This is a genomic window from Sphingomonas parva (ex Maeng et al. 2020), assembly GCF_004564275.1.
Lineage (GTDB): Bacteria > Pseudomonadota > Alphaproteobacteria > Sphingomonadales > Sphingomonadaceae > Allosphingosinicella > Allosphingosinicella parva.
Window position 1 is genome coordinate 44,335 of the sequence record NZ_SPDV01000010.1, and the last position, 13,642, is coordinate 57,976.

Annotated in this window: 10 protein-coding genes; 5 read left to right on the forward strand and 5 right to left on the reverse strand. The window is 67.3% G+C overall.

Annotated elements, in window-relative coordinates; translation table 11 throughout:
* Positions 1 to 2: 2 nt before the first annotated feature.
* On the reverse strand, positions 3 to 2,576 hold the full coding sequence (locus E2493_RS06865; RefSeq protein WP_225421192.1) for a family 20 glycosylhydrolase: 2,574 nt from the start codon (positions 2,574 to 2,576) through the stop codon (positions 3 to 5).
* A 249-nt stretch (positions 2,577 to 2,825) separates the two neighbouring features.
* On the opposite strand from E2493_RS06865, the gene E2493_RS06870 reads away from it, so the two are divergent.
* From E2493_RS06870 to E2493_RS06885, 4 genes are all read left to right on the forward strand, one after another.
* Positions 2,826 to 3,848 carry a glycosyl hydrolase family 18 protein gene (locus E2493_RS06870; protein ID WP_225421193.1) on the forward strand — a complete coding sequence of 341 codons (1,023 nt, stop codon included), beginning with the start codon at positions 2,826 to 2,828 and terminating at the stop codon, positions 3,846 to 3,848.
* The gene (locus E2493_RS06875; RefSeq protein ID WP_135085067.1) at positions 3,835 to 4,575 is read left to right on the forward strand and encodes a GntR family transcriptional regulator; all 741 of its coding nucleotides are present in this window, start codon (positions 3,835 to 3,837) and stop codon (positions 4,573 to 4,575) included. Before E2493_RS06870 ends, E2493_RS06875 begins: the two co-directional genes overlap by 14 nt.
* A 17-nt stretch (positions 4,576 to 4,592) precedes the next feature.
* Positions 4,593 to 5,744: an acyltransferase family protein gene (locus tag E2493_RS06880; protein ID WP_135085069.1), complete on the forward strand. Its 1,152-nt coding sequence runs from the start codon at positions 4,593 to 4,595 to the stop codon at positions 5,742 to 5,744.
* A gap of 68 nt (positions 5,745 to 5,812) precedes the next feature.
* The gene (locus E2493_RS06885) at positions 5,813 to 6,868 is read left to right on the forward strand and encodes a cupin-like domain-containing protein (RefSeq protein WP_135085071.1); all 1,056 of its coding nucleotides are present in this window, start codon (positions 5,813 to 5,815) and stop codon (positions 6,866 to 6,868) included.
* A 59-nt stretch (positions 6,869 to 6,927) separates the two neighbouring features.
* On the opposite strand, the gene E2493_RS06890 is transcribed toward E2493_RS06885, so the two are convergent.
* Positions 6,928 to 7,371, reverse strand: a complete 444-nt coding sequence (locus E2493_RS06890) for a hypothetical protein (protein ID WP_135085073.1) — start codon at positions 7,369 to 7,371, stop codon at positions 6,928 to 6,930.
* Positions 7,372 to 7,524: 153 nt separating this feature from the next.
* Here E2493_RS06890 and E2493_RS06895 point away from each other — a divergent pair, with 153 nt between their 5' ends.
* A complete protein-coding gene (locus tag E2493_RS06895; protein WP_135085075.1) occupies positions 7,525 to 9,060 on the forward strand; it encodes a tryptophan halogenase family protein in 1,536 nt (511 codons plus the stop codon).
* Here E2493_RS06895 and E2493_RS06900 read toward each other — a convergent pair.
* The 3 genes from E2493_RS06900 to E2493_RS06910 are packed head-to-tail and all read right to left on the reverse strand — an operon-like array spanning position 9,057 to position 13,605.
* Positions 9,057 to 10,577, reverse strand: a complete 1,521-nt coding sequence (locus tag E2493_RS06900; protein ID WP_135085077.1) for a tryptophan halogenase family protein — start codon at positions 10,575 to 10,577, stop codon at positions 9,057 to 9,059. The two genes, E2493_RS06895 and E2493_RS06900, sit on opposite strands and share 4 nt — an antisense overlap.
* Entirely contained in the window at positions 10,574 to 12,070 is a 1,497-nt protein-coding gene (locus E2493_RS06905) for a tryptophan 7-halogenase (protein WP_135085079.1), read from the reverse strand. Before E2493_RS06905 ends, E2493_RS06900 begins: the two co-directional genes overlap by 4 nt.
* A complete protein-coding gene (locus E2493_RS06910; RefSeq protein ID WP_135085081.1) occupies positions 12,067 to 13,605 on the reverse strand; it encodes a tryptophan halogenase family protein in 1,539 nt (512 codons plus the stop codon). Before E2493_RS06910 ends, E2493_RS06905 begins: the two co-directional genes overlap by 4 nt.
* Positions 13,606 to 13,642 lie beyond the last annotated feature (37 nt).

The window sequence follows — 13,642 nt, forward strand, 5'->3', positions numbered from 1 at the left end:
TCCTATCCGCCGATCCGGACGCTGCGGCTGGCCCGACGGCCGTCCGGCGTGCGGGTCCTGAGCTCCACCGGGCCGGACACCGCCACCGGAGCCGAATAAGGCTGCCACTGCCCGTCGCCAATCCGGTATTCGATGGCCGTACCCGGGAATTCTGGGATCGCGTGCAGCGTGCCGCCCACCAGGCGAGCGCCCGGCGGCGCGAGGCGATAGTCGACACCGGCCGCGTCGAGCAGGCGCTGGTGCGCCCCTAGGCGCGCCGCGAAGCCGGCGTAATCGCGCTGCAGCGCCGCGCGATCGACCTTGCCGTCGCCGAACTTGTAGCTCTCGCCCGGCTTGTAGACCGGCTCCCAGCTGCCCTCGTGCCAGCCGCGCTCGGCCAGCGCGATGAGCCGCGGGAAGAGCATGTACTCGACCTGGGAGTCGCTGCGCACCGTCTCGCTCCAGAGCTGGCCCTGGAGACCATAGATGCCGATGCCCGGGCGCAGCGGTGTCGTGTCGCTCACCTGTGCCGGCTGGGCATTGAGATCCTTCATCACCGAGATGTTCGCCGGCAAATTCTCCGGCATCAGCGCGAACACCTTGAAGGTGTCGGTATCGCGCGACGGCCAGTCGAGACCCCGCTCCATCGGATCCGGCGCGTAAGGCGAATCGAGATAGGTGACGTTGGGCACCGAGATGACCGCGCGCCAGCCGCGATTGGCGTGGTCATGGCCTTCGGCGACGCCGCCCGCAAACAGATTGCCCCAGATGTTCGACTGGACGTTCTTGGGCATCTTCGCCGGATCGGTGTGGCCGAGGCCGTCGCTCCATCCGGCGGTCAGGATGCCCTGCCGCGACAAATTACCGGCCACCCGCTCGATGAACATCGCGCCGAGCGACTTGGCGTCGCGGCCGGTCGAGGCCATCACCCGCTTGCAGGCGGGCGAATCCGTCCACGCACCTGCCGTCTCGTCCGCGCCGATATGATAGGTCTTGAGCGGCGTGCCCGCCGCCGCATGCAGCGCCGCGACTTCGCCGAGGACGGTGTCGAGGAAGCGATAGGTGGAATCGAGACAGACGTTCAGCGTGTTGTCGTTATAGTTCTGGACGCTGCGGTACTTGGTCGTGTCGGCAGGCTCGACCAGCCGGTAACGCTCGGCCTCTTCCCTCGTCCCGTCCTTCATCAGGCGCCGGTAGCGCGCTTCCATCGAGCGGATCGCGGCGCGGCTATGCCCCGGCATGTCGAAAGAGGGAATGACCTCGATGTTGCGCGCCTTGGCGGCGGCGAGGATGTCGAGATAATCGGCCTGGCTGAAGAAGCCGTTGTGCACCCCCGATCCATCGGGTCCGGCGCCGAACATCGGCAGCAGGCAGCGATCCTCGGCAGGATCGTGGCAGCGATAGCCGCCGACCTCGGTGAGTTCGGGCAATTGCTTGATCTCGAGCCGCCAGGCTTCGTCCTCGCCGAGATGGAGGTGCAGCCGGTTGAGCTTGTAGGCGGCCATCTGGTCGAGCAGCTTCACCACCTCGGCCTTGCTGTGGAAGTTGCGCGCGACGTCGAGGTGCAGGCCACGGAAGGCGAAGCGCGGCGCGTCCTCGATGGCCAGCGGCCGCAACATTCCGCCTTCATGCGCGACCTGTTGCGCGAGCGAGCGGACGGCGTGCGCCGCGCCCGCAGCGTCGGCCGCCCGGATCTGGATGGCGCCGCGGCCAGCCGAAGAGGTCGTCACGCGATAGCCTTCGGCGACAAGGCCGGCACCCGGCGCCACCGTGATGCTCAGCTCCGGTCCCGCCGAGAGCCCGCCGACGCCGGCGGCAACGAGCTGGTTCAGGGCCGGCTGCAGCGCCTCGCGCGCCACGCCCGAAACCTGCAGGCTGGCGCCGCGCCGCAGATCGAGCGGCGCACCGACGAGACGCGAGATCTTCGCGGGCGTCGGGATGACGACGAATTCGGGCGCCGGTATCGGCGCGCCGAGACGCTCGCTGTAGAGGGCGAAGGCGCGCTCCGGAGTACGCCACTGGGTGGCGTTCCCCGGCGCGCCGGTGGCGAGGTTCGCCTCGTCGCTCATCGCGGCGACGAACGGCACCGTCTCGATCTGCGTCTCGGGATCGACCACCGGCTGCGTCGCACGGACGACGCGGGCGGTGAGGCCTTCGGGCGCGAGATACATGTTCGGCATGACATAATAGCTCGAGTAGAAATGCCCGCCGCTCCAGATCCTGATCTTGTACGATTTGCCGCCCTCGAGCCGCGCGCCCCTGCGCGCCTTCAGCACGTGGAGATCGCCGTTCACCAGCTCGATCTCGAACTGGTCGCTGTCGACTTTCTGGGGCGATCCGAGGAAGCCGAAGTAGAGCCGGAAATCCTCCGCCGTGAAATCGGAGGGCAGCCGCTCGGGAAGGCGCACCTGCAGCTCGGAGAGAAAGCAGCCCGGCTGGCCGCCGGGACAATCATCGGGATTGTTGTCGATCACGGTGAAGCGGATGCCAAGATCGCGGGCCAGCGTATCGAGCTCCGGCTGGCTGATCGCCGCTGCGGACGGTGCGGCTGCGGCCAGGGCGGCGGCCAAAGCGAACATGGCGACAGAGTTCTTCACGCGGCGCTCTCCCTTTGTGCGAGCAACATGTGGCAAGGCCCGGCTCACATCGAGTTGGCCTAGATTTGTCATGACGGTGCCCAGCGGTCAACGCAGACCCGGAAGCATAATTCTAAGTCCTTGAAATCAGGCTTGTCTTTGACCGGATTTCCGCGCCACCAAGAGGGTTTTGCGGTCTGCGCCACGTCGTGCTAGCCTGCTGCTGGCATTAAAGAGGTATTATTGCGGATGCGGAGCTGGTCGGTCGTCATGTCGCTTGCCGTGGCCGCGGTGTCGACGCTCGCGTCCCCAGCAGCCCTGGCCGAGCCCGCCCGCTCTGTGACGATCGGCTACATCCCCGCCTTTCGCGGCGTCGATGCCGCGATCGGGCGATCGGACCTTTCCCAATACACCCACCTCAACATCGCCTTCGTCAATCCGGACAAGGATGGGCGCATCGCCGGCAAGGCCCGCTTCACCTGCGCAGCCGACGGCGAGGACAGGATGCTGAGCGGCGACGCCGTGCGGGCCCTCGTCGGGAGGGCGCACCAGGGCGGAAGCAAGATCCTGATCTCGCTTGGGGGCGGCGCGATCCCCGAGTGCTCCGGCGACTGGGAAGCATTGCTCCGCCCCGAGCGTCGCGCGAAAGTGGTGAAATCGCTGATCGAGGCGGTCGAACGATATGGTCTCGATGGAATTGACGTCGACATCGAGGGCGCCCTGCTGACGAAGATCGATCAGGCCGGCAACTTCACGCCGTTCGTCGCCGAGCTCAGCCGTGCGCTGAAGGCCCGCGGAAAATTGCTCACCTGTGCGACCGCCTCCTACGAAGGCGGAATGGTGCCGACCTCGTCGATCCCCTATTTCGACCTAGTCGCAATCATGACCTATGACGCGATCGGCCCAAGCTGGGGCGAGGCGGGCGACGAGCATTCGACGGTCGCGCAGGCGCGCAAGGACATCCAGCTGTGGCGCGATCGCGGCGTAGCGCAGGAGCGACTGATCCTCGGCGTCCCCTTCTACGGCTACGGCTACGGCCGCTACAAGCCGAACTGGGCGTTCCGCGAGATCGAGGCGGCCTATCCCGGCGCTGCCACGCTGACCGACGTGATCGGCAGCCGATGCGCGGGTTGCAGCTACATCACCTTCAACGGGCTGCCGACGCTGATCGAGAAGAGCCGCCTCGCGCGTGAGCGCACCGGCGGCATCATGGTCTGGGAAATCTCTCAGGACAGCGACGATCAGAAGCTGATCCGAGCGGTCAACAAGGCGCTGACCGGTGCGGCTGAGTGAGGCGTGCGGAAGCCTGCGGAAGCACGATCCGCAGCCGCTGTACCTCCAGCTCCAGAAACTGGTGCGGGACGCGATCAAGACCGACCTCGTCGGAGAGGGCGAGGCGATCCCGACGGAACGCGATCTCGCCGAGGAATTCGACGTCTCCCGCATCACCGTCCGCAAGGCGATCGACGGGCTGGTCGACGAAGGTCTGCTGAGCCGCCGCCGCGGCGCCGGCACCTTCGTGATCGGCCGGCGCGTGGTGAAGAGCTTTTCCAAGCTGTCCTCCTTCTCCGAGGATATGCGCTCCCGCGGCCGCAACCCGCACAGCGTCTGGGTCGGCCGCTCCGCCGGTGCGGTCACGCCCGAGGAAGCGCTGTCGCTGGGCCTCTCCCCCGGGACCATGGTCTACCGGTTCAGCCGCATCCGCTACGCGGACGGGGAATCGATGGCGCTCGAGCAATCGACCATTCCGGCTTATTGCCTCGAGAGTCCCGACGCAGTGCAAGACTCGCTCTACGAGGCGCTGGAGAGGACCGGTCACCGGCCGGTGCGCGCGCTGCAGAGGCTGCGCGCCGTCGCCTTCACCGCGGAGCAGGCCGAAGCCCTCGGGGTGGCCACCGGCGCCTCGGGCCTGTTCATCGAGCGGATCGGCTTCCTCGCGGACGGACGCGCCGCCGAGTTCACCCAATCGCATTACCGCGGCGATTCGTACGACGTGGTCGCGGAACTGCACGACACTTGAAAGACACGGGGGGCGGAATGGATCAGGCATCGCAACGGACGGACGCGGTCGCGCGCGGCTCGGGGGGGCGCCTGCTGTCGCTCGACGTGCTGCGCGGACTGACGGTGATCGGCATGATCCTGGTGAACTCCGCCGCCGGCGTCGGCGATCGCGCCGAGGTCTTCCCCACCCTGCTCCACTCGCACTGGCAGGGCTTGACGCTGGCCGACGTCGTCTTCCCCGGCTTCCTGATGATGGTGGGCGTCTCCATCCCGCTGGCGATGCGCAGCGCCGCCGAGCGCGGACTGGATGCCGATCAGGCAAGGCACATACTCGGCCGCACCATCCGCCTGTTCGTGCTCGGCTTCGTGCTCTCGAACCTGTGGTACTTCTCCGATTTCTCCGCGACCAGCTGGCGGCTGTTCGGCGTCCTGCAAAGGATCGGCCTAGTCTATGGCGCCTGTGCGATCCTCTTCCTGCTCTGCGGTCCGCGCGTGCGGCTGGCGATCATCGCCGCGCTGCTGATCCTTTACTGGCCCCTGACGCTGCTGCCGCAACCGGACGGCCTCTCGACCGACCTCTGGGTTCGCGGCCACAATTTCGTCGGCGCTTTCGACCGCCTGCTGCTCGGCGCCGGCAACCACAATTACGTGACCGGCCCGGAAGGCTATGATCCCGAGGGCCTGCTCGGCACGCTTCCGGCGATCGCGCACGGCCTGATCGGCGTCGCCATCGGCGAATATCTGCTTTCCGCCCGTGGCAAGGCAAGCGCCGTCCGCCTGGCGGTGCTGGGCGCAACCATGGTCGCGGCCGGCCTCGCCTGGGGTCTCGTCTTCCCTGTGGTGAAAGACATCTGGTCGAGCAGCTTCGTCCTGCTCACCTGCGGCATCACCGCTCTGGTGCTCGCGCCGCTTCACCTCTGGCTCGACGGACCGGACCAGCACGGTCTGGGCAAGCGGCTGGTGCTCGCGGCGACCCTGCCGTTCGGGATCAACGCGATCGCGGCCTATGTCATCCACATGCTGACCGGGAACATGCCCGGCTGGGACCTCCTGCTCGTGCCGTTCGAGGTGACCCGGGACGCGATCGGCGATCGTCTGGCCTCGCTGCTTCCGATCCTGCTCTACATCGCCTTCATCTGGGCCTGCGTCGAGGCGCTGCGCCGCAAGCGCTGGTTCGTGAAGATCTGAGCGCCGCCTCCGAGGCGCACGAGAGCCGTTTGCATCGACACTTTCGCGCGCCTCGGCTAAGCGGCGGCATGGCTGAAGCGGATCCGACCTTCGACATCGACACGCTGCCCCCGGTGCGCGAAATCGATGCGCGCGGGCTGACTGCGGAGGGGTTCGCGCGGGACGTCGCCTCGCGCTACGAGCCGACCCTGCTGCGCGGGCTCTCCGCCGATTGGCCTGCTGTCCAGGCCGGCCTCCAGCCGCCCGCGGCGATTCGAGACTATCTCGCCCGCTTCGACAGCGGCATGCCGATCAAAGCGTTCATGGCGCCGGAAACGACCGAGGGTCGCTTCTCTTATCGGCCGACGATGGATGGCTTCAACTTCACCATCGTCGACACCAAGCTCGCCTTCCTCCTCCAGACGCTCATCGCCGTCGCAGAGAAGGGCCAGCGCCAGGCGATCTATCTGGGCTCGACCGCGGTGCGACAGCTGCTCCCCGGCTTCGAGGAACAGAACGCCATGCCCGTTCTCGCCGGCAAGGCGGACGCCGAGCCGCGGATCTGGATCGGCAACGATACCAACGTCTCCGCCCATTATGACGAGGCGGACAACATCGCCTGCGTCGTCCGCGGACGCCGCCGGTTCGTCCTGGTCCCGCCCGAGCAGGTGGCGAACCTGTATGTCGGCCCGCTCGAGCGGACGGTGGCGGGACGGCCGACCAGCCTGGTCGATCTGTCCCGGCCCGATTTCGAGCTCTACCCGCGTATCCGTGACGCGCTCGCCACCGCGACCGTCGCAGACATGGGACCCGGTGACGGCCTGTTCATCCCCAGCCTGTGGTGGCATCATGTCCGCGCCACGGGGCCGCTCAACATCCTCGTCAATTACTGGTGGAGCGATGCGCCGGCCGACGCGGGATCGCCCTTGCACGCGCTCGCCCACGGCCTGCTCACGATTAGCCACCTGCCCGAGCCGAAACGTCGGGCCTGGCGCGCGCTGATCGACCATTACGTCTTTCAGCTGAACGGCAATCCCGCGGAGCACATCCCACCGGCGGCGCGCGGGCTGCTCGGCGAGTCCACCCCGCAGCAGCGGGCGATGCTCAAGCAGTTCCTCCGCCAGATGCTCAGCCAGCTCGGCTGAGCCGACACGAAAAGGGCAGCGGCCACGGCCGCTGCCCTCGTTCGACCAGGTGCCGGCGATCAGCCGTTGGGCGAGGCGTTCGCCGCCGCGACGGCCGCGTCGAACTCGGTCTTGCCCATCTGGATCAGCAGGCCGTTCTTGTCCTTGCCGAAGGCGTCCACCGGGACCTTCACCTTGCCGCCGGGCGCGGCGACGATCACGCCGGTCACGTCGAGGCTGTCGATCGTGCCGAGCGTCACGCCGGCGTTGCCATGCACGATCGTACCCGCGACCAGATCCTCAACCGTGGCGGCGACCGGACCGCGACGCCGGCCGCCCTTGCGATCCTTGGCGCCGATCTGACGGTTGTACTCGGCGTTCACTTCCTGATTGCCGCGCGCGACCGCCTTCGAATCCGCGCTCCCCGGTGCCGGCCCGCCGCCGCCCATCGCCTGGGCGAGCGCAGCGTCGGCGCCGAAAAGCATGGCAAAAGCGGCAATCAACGTCTTCGTCTTGGTGTTCACCCGAACCTCCCTGAACCTTTCGACCGACCGAATAGCCGCTCCGCTCGGCACCGCGCAACGGTGCGGCGCACGACGCCATAGTTGCTGTGCGGCAGCGCCAAATGCGCTAGCACCCGCGAACAGAGCCGATGCCAGAGAGGGAATGAGCGCAGGATGAATGGGGAGCCGATCCGCAACATCGTGATCGTCGGCGGGGGCACTGCCGGATGGATGACCGCGGCGGCGGCCGCGCGCTTCCTGGCCGGCGGCGGCAAGCGCCGCATCCGCCTGATCGAATCGGCCGAGATCGGCACGGTCGGCGTCGGCGAGGGCACGATCCCGCCGATGATCGAGTTCAACCAGCAGCTCGGCATTCCGGAAGCGGATTTCCTGCGCGAGACCAAGGGCACCTACAAGCTCGGCATCGACTTCGTCGGCTGGGGCGCGGAGGGCGAACGCTACTTCCATCCGTTCGGCAAGCTCGGCCTCAACCTCAACGGAGTCGACTTTCACCAACTCTGGCTGAAGCACCGCAGCAATCCCGCGGTCGGCCCGATCACCGCCTATTCCATTTCTGCGCTCGCGGCGCAGGAGCATCGCTTCGCCCATCCGGACAAGAGCGGCCGCTCCGCGCTCACCAACATCGGCTACGCTTATCATCTCGATGCCGGCCTCTACGCCGCAATGCTGCGCCGTTATGCCGAAGCGGGAGGTATCGAGCGGATCGAGGGCCGCATCGTCGACGTGGCCCGTGATCCGCAGAGCGGCCACGTTACGGCGGTGACGCTGGCTGACGGCCAGCGGATCGAGGGCGAGCTGTTCATCGACTGCTCCGGCTTCCGCAGCCTTCTGCTCGGCCAGACGCTCGGCGTTGCGTTCGAGGACTGGAGCCACTGGCTGCCGTGCGACCGCGCGATCGCGGTGCCGAGCGCGCGCCGAGAGCCGATCACGCCGTTCACCCGCTCCATCGCGCACAAGGCCGGCTGGCAGTGGCGGATCCCGCTGCAGCACCGGACCGGCAACGGCCATGTCTATTCCAGCGCCTATCTGGGTGACGACGAGGCCGAGCGCATCCTGGTGGAGCATCTCGATTCGGCGCAGATCGGCAACTTCAACCGGCTGCGCTTCACGGCCGGCCGCCGGGCGCGATCCTGGGAGGCCAATGTGGTCGCGATCGGCCTGTCCAGCGGGTTCCTGGAGCCACTGGAATCGACCAGCATCTATCTCATTCAGTACGGCATCCACCGCCTGTTCTCGCTGTTCCCCGACACCGGCTTCGCGGAGGCCGAGCGGCGCGAATACAACCGCTTCATGAGCGAGAGCTACGAGGCGGTACGCGACTTCATCATCCTCCATTATCAGGCGACGCGGCGGCCGGAGCCGTTCTGGCGTGACGTGCGCGCGGTCGAGATGCCGGACAGCCTGCGCCGCAAGATCGAACTGTTCGCCGACAAGGGCCGCATCTTCCGCTACAGCGACGAGCTGTTCGAGCTGCCGAGCTGGGTGGCGGTAATGCTGGGCCAGGGGATCGTGCCGAGCGGCCACGATCCGCTCGCCGATTCGCTGCCGGACGACCAGGTCGTCGCCGCAATGGCGGAGCTCCGGAAGGGCTATGCCAAGATTGCCGGCCAGCTGCCGACGCACGAGAGCGTCATCGGCCAGGCGCTCGCGGCTGCGGGCGGGCAGCAGGCGGTGCGCCAGAGCCTCTAGATCAGCGCCCCCCCGCCCGGCCTCGAGGCGACGGCCTCGAGGAACGCCTGGTGCGGCGGCAGCCCGTCCACGCGTTTCTGGATCGCCGCGCGGATCTGGGCCAGCGTCACCCGCAGCTCGTCGCTGGACATGTTGTCGGCGAGCGGATGGTAGCTCTCCGGCTCGAAGCCCTGGCCGTAGAGGATCGCGAACCAGTTCGTCTCGTGGAACGTGTCGAAGCCGCTCGGGAACACCTGGGCGCGGCCGCGAAACAGATCGAGCTTGGTGGCAAGGCTGTCCGGCGGCTCGATGTCCTGACAATGACGCCAGAACGGCTGATCGCGCTCGGTCAGCTTGTAGTGGGCGATCAGGAAGTCGCGGATGGAATCGTAGACCTGGTTGGTCTCGTCGTTGAACCGGGAGAGGATCGCCGGGTGGAAATCGCGGTTCGGGAACATGTCGAGCAGCTTGTTCACCGCGATCTGGATGAGGTGGATGCTGGTCGATTCCAGCGGCTCGAGGAAGCCGGCAGCGAGCCCTACCGCCAGGCAGTTCTTCTCGAAGCACACGCGGCGGCGCCCGGCCTTGAAGCGGAGGACGCGCGGTTCGGCCTGAGCAGCGCCGTCGAGGCGCGACAGCAGCTTCTCGGTGGCCTCCTCCTCGCCGATGAAGGCGCTGGCGAACACATAGCCGTTGCCCGTCCGGTGCTGGAGCGGGATGCGCCATTGCCAGCCGGCCTCGCGGCCGGTGACGGTGGTGAACGGCGTAGGATCATTGGTGCGCGCGCACGGCACCGCCACCGCGCGATCACAGGGCAGCCAACGGCTCCAGTCCTCGAACGGGACCTCGAGGCTGTCACCGAGCAACAGGCTCCTGAAGCCCGAGCAATCGACGAAGAACTCGCCGGCGACGCTGCGCCCGTCCTGCAGGGTGACCGCGGCGATGAACCCGGTCTCAGCGTCGCGCCGCACAGCGACGATGCGCCCCTCGATCCGCTCGACGCCGCGTGCCTCCGCAAAGCGGCGCAGGAAGGCCGCGTAGAGCGACGCATCGAACTGATAGGCGTAATTGATGTTGGGCAGCGCGCCGCCGGTTGGCGGGGTTCGCGCGAAGCGGCCGACCCGCGCTGCTTCGGTCTCGGCGCTGAACCGGGAGAAATCGGGATTGCCCCCCTCCTGCACCCAGCGCAGCCAGAAATGGACGAAGCCGACACGATCGGGAAGATCGGCGCCGAGCAGGCCGAACGGATGGAAGTAGCGGTGTCCCGGCCGCCGCCAGTCGACGAAATCGATGCCGAGCTTGAACGTGGCGTTGGTCTCGCGGACGAACGTATCCTCGTCGATCCCGAGCATCTTGTTGAACAGCAGGATCGGCGGAATCGTCGCCTCGCCGACGCCGACCGTCCCGATCTCCTCCGATTCCACCAGCGTGATCGAGACGTTCTCCGTGCCGACCACTTTCGCCAGCGCGGCGGCCGTCATCCAGCCGGCCGTTCCGCCGCCGACGATGACGATGCTGCGGATCCGGGGATCGTTCATGCGCTGTCCTGTCTGGCCGCGACCCCGGCCAGCGACGCCTCGACCGTCGGCATCGCCCGAACCTGATCGCCGATCGCGCGCAGGCGCTGCTGGATCGTTTCCATATGCTGCTGCTGCGAGAGCAGATCGACGCGCGGGTCATAGCCGCGTGGCGCAACGCCGTGCCCCGCGAGCAGCGCGGTCCAGCTTTCTTCCTGGAAGGTCTCATCCTCCCGCAAGGGGATCATGCCCCGTGCCGCGAACAGGCGGATCTTTTCTTCCAGCGATTCCGGGCCCGCCGCTTGCCGCACGCGATCCCAGAACGGCTCGTCGTAGCGGCGATTGAGCTTGTAATGGGCCGCCTGGAAGTCCCGCAGGTTGACGGCGTGGGAGTGCATCAGCCGCGTGTAGGCCACTGCTTCCATCATGTTGCCGGCGTCGGCGGGGAAGAGCGTGATCAGGTGCGAAACGGCGAGATGGATCAGATGAAGCTGCACTGCGGACAAAGGCTCGAGCGCCACCGCCGAGTCTCCCAGGGCGACGCAATTCGCGACCCAAGGGCGCTGCCGTATGCCGGTCCGGAAGGGGGTGACGAAGGCGTCCTGATCGAGCGCGATGCCCGCGACGATCGGCAGAAGCTCGCTGGTCTCCGCATCCGGGCAGTCCCTGCTGGCGTAGCAGGCGACCAATGCGGTGCGATCCTGCAAGGGATGGAGCCCGACCCAGCCGCCCTTGAAGGCGGAAATCTCGCTGAACGCGGGGAGCGGTGAAAGCTTCTTGCCCGATGCGGCGAGGATGCGGTCGCAGGGCAGCCACTCCGCCCAAGAAGTGAAATCGGAACCGAGTGCACCGATCAGGGTGGCGTCAGCGCCGGTCGCGTCGACGTAGAGATCGGCGCCCATTCGGCGGCCATCCTTCAAGGCGATCTGCTCGATGCCGTGATCGCCCGCCGAGACTGCGCCGATCGTGCCGGAGACGATCTCCACCCCTTCCTGAAGAGCGGCGCGACGCAGCAGGGCGACGTAGCTCGAGGCATCGAGATGGTAGCCGGGGGCGGCCGATACGGGTCCTGCGGGCAGATGGTCGGACGGGACGCGTCCCTGCTTGGCGGCGGCCGCCGCAAGGCTGAAATCCTCGAGCTCGACCCTCAGCCCCTCACCCTTCGCCTTCAGCCAATATTGGAAGAAGCCGGCATTCCCGCCGCTCGTCGCCGGCGTGTCGTAACCGATCAGGAACGGACGCCGCCCTCGCCCCCAGTTGGAAAAGCGTTGCGCCATCACCGGGACGCCGGCGCATGCTGCGAGCACGTCCGCCTCCTCCAGCCCGAGCATCCGGTTCAGCCCATGAAGGGCCGGCAGACCCGCGTAGACGTCGACCGGCTTCAGCAGCGACGGCAGCTCGAGGAGCTGGACCCGCACGCCGGTTCGCCCGAGGGAACGGCAGATCGCAAGCGCGGCGACGAACGCCGCGGCGTCGCGGCCGACGACCAGGACGCTGGACACCCGCCGGCTCATGGGTGTGCTCCACTGGCCTGCACGAGGGCGAGCGCCGGCGCGTAGCGCCCGACGAAATCCTCGTGGGCGGGCATCGCCTCCGCCCGTTGCCGGACCTCGTCGCGCAGCCGCTCGAGATCGGCGATCAGGCGGTCGTACGGGAGCCCCTCCGCGAGCGGATGATGGCCGGTCGGGATCACCCCCTGCCCGGCGTAGACCGCGACCCAACTCGGCAAGGTGAACAGGCCGTCGCGATACTGCTCGATATATCCGCTGTGCTGGAACAGCGCGAGCTTGCGCTGCAGGCTCTCCGGGATCGGCATCGCGCGACAATAGCGCCACAACTCGGAATCGTCGCGGCCCGTGGCGTGATAATGGAGGATCAGGAAATCACGGATTCGCTCGTATTCGATCTCGATCCGGCGGTTGAACTCATCAGCCAGGGCCGGATCGACGGGCGTCGTCGGCAGGAGCGGCAGCAGGTGCATGATCGCGACCTGGATGAGGTAGATGCTGGTTGATTCCAGCGGCTCCAGGAAGCCGCTGGCGAGCCCGAGAGCCACGCAGTTACGAGACCAGGATTTCAGCCGCCGGCCCGCCTCGAACCGCAGCATCCGCGGCTCGCCCAGCGCCTCTTCGGGGAGGTTCTGCATCAGGGTGGCCGCAGCCTCGTCCTCGCTGATGAACTGCGATGCGAAGACATGGCCATTGCCGGTGCGATGCTGCAGCGGGATGCGCCACTGCCATCCCGCCTCGCGGCAGGTGGACCGGGTGTAGGGGCTGAAATCGGTCGCCCGGGCGCTCGGCACGGCAAAGGCGCGATCGCAGGGCAGCCATTGCGACCAACTCTCCCACTCCGCGCCGAGCGTCTGGCCCAGCAGCAGGGAGCGAAAGCCGGAGCAATCGACGAAGAAGTCGCCGGCGACATCCTCACCGGATTCGAGCGCGAGCGCGGCAATTTCGCCATTGAGCGGATCGAGCTTCACCTCGCGGACCTTGCCTTCGGTTCGGACGACGCCCGCGCTCTCGGCGAGCCTGCGCAGCAGCCGGGCATAAGTCGAGGCATCGAAATGATAGGCGTAGCTGTAGGTGGAATCGATCCGCTGCGGGTCCGCATTGGGAAAATCGAAGCGGTTGAGCCGGCTCGCGACCACGGCATAGGAGAAATCGCCGATATCGAGGTCGGCCCCGCCCTGCACAGCGCGGAGCCAGTGCTGGTAGAAGGGCAGGCCGAGTGCCGGACGCCCGTGATCACCGAAGGGGTGGACGTATCGCCGTCCTTTCCCGCCCCAGTCGACGAAGTCGATGCCGAGCTTGAAGGTGGCGCTGGTCTCCCGCATCATCTCGACCTCGTCGAGGCCGATCAGATCGTTGAACGACTTCATGTGCGGCAGCGTCGCTTCGCCGACGCCGACCGTGCCGATTTCCTCGGATTCGATCAGCCGGATGCGGCACACGCCGGGACCGAGGACGCGAGAGAAGGCGGCTGCCGCCATCCAGCCTGCCGTGCCGCCGCCGACGATGACCAGGTTCAGTGGCTGCTTCACAGGCTTCACCCATCCATTCCGAAGTGGCGCAACCTCTCCAAGTGCG

Excerpts from the sequence above, each read along its gene's own strand:
- E2493_RS06870 (WP_225421193.1), top strand. The coding sequence starts at position 2,826 with ATGTCGCTTGCCGTGGCCGCGGTGTCGACGCTCGCGTCCCCAGCAGCC.
- E2493_RS06905 (WP_135085079.1), bottom strand. The coding sequence starts at position 12,070 with ATGAGCCGGCGGGTGTCCAGCGTCCTGGTCGTCGGCCGCGACGCCGCG.
- E2493_RS06895 (WP_135085075.1), top strand. The coding sequence starts at position 7,525 with ATGAATGGGGAGCCGATCCGCAACATCGTGATCGTCGGCGGGGGCACT.
- E2493_RS06885 (WP_135085071.1), top strand. The coding sequence starts at position 5,813 with ATGGCTGAAGCGGATCCGACCTTCGACATCGACACGCTGCCCCCGGTG.
- E2493_RS06900 (WP_135085077.1), bottom strand. The coding sequence starts at position 10,577 with ATGAACGATCCCCGGATCCGCAGCATCGTCATCGTCGGCGGCGGAACG.
- E2493_RS06880 (WP_135085069.1), top strand. The coding sequence starts at position 4,593 with ATGGATCAGGCATCGCAACGGACGGACGCGGTCGCGCGCGGCTCGGGG.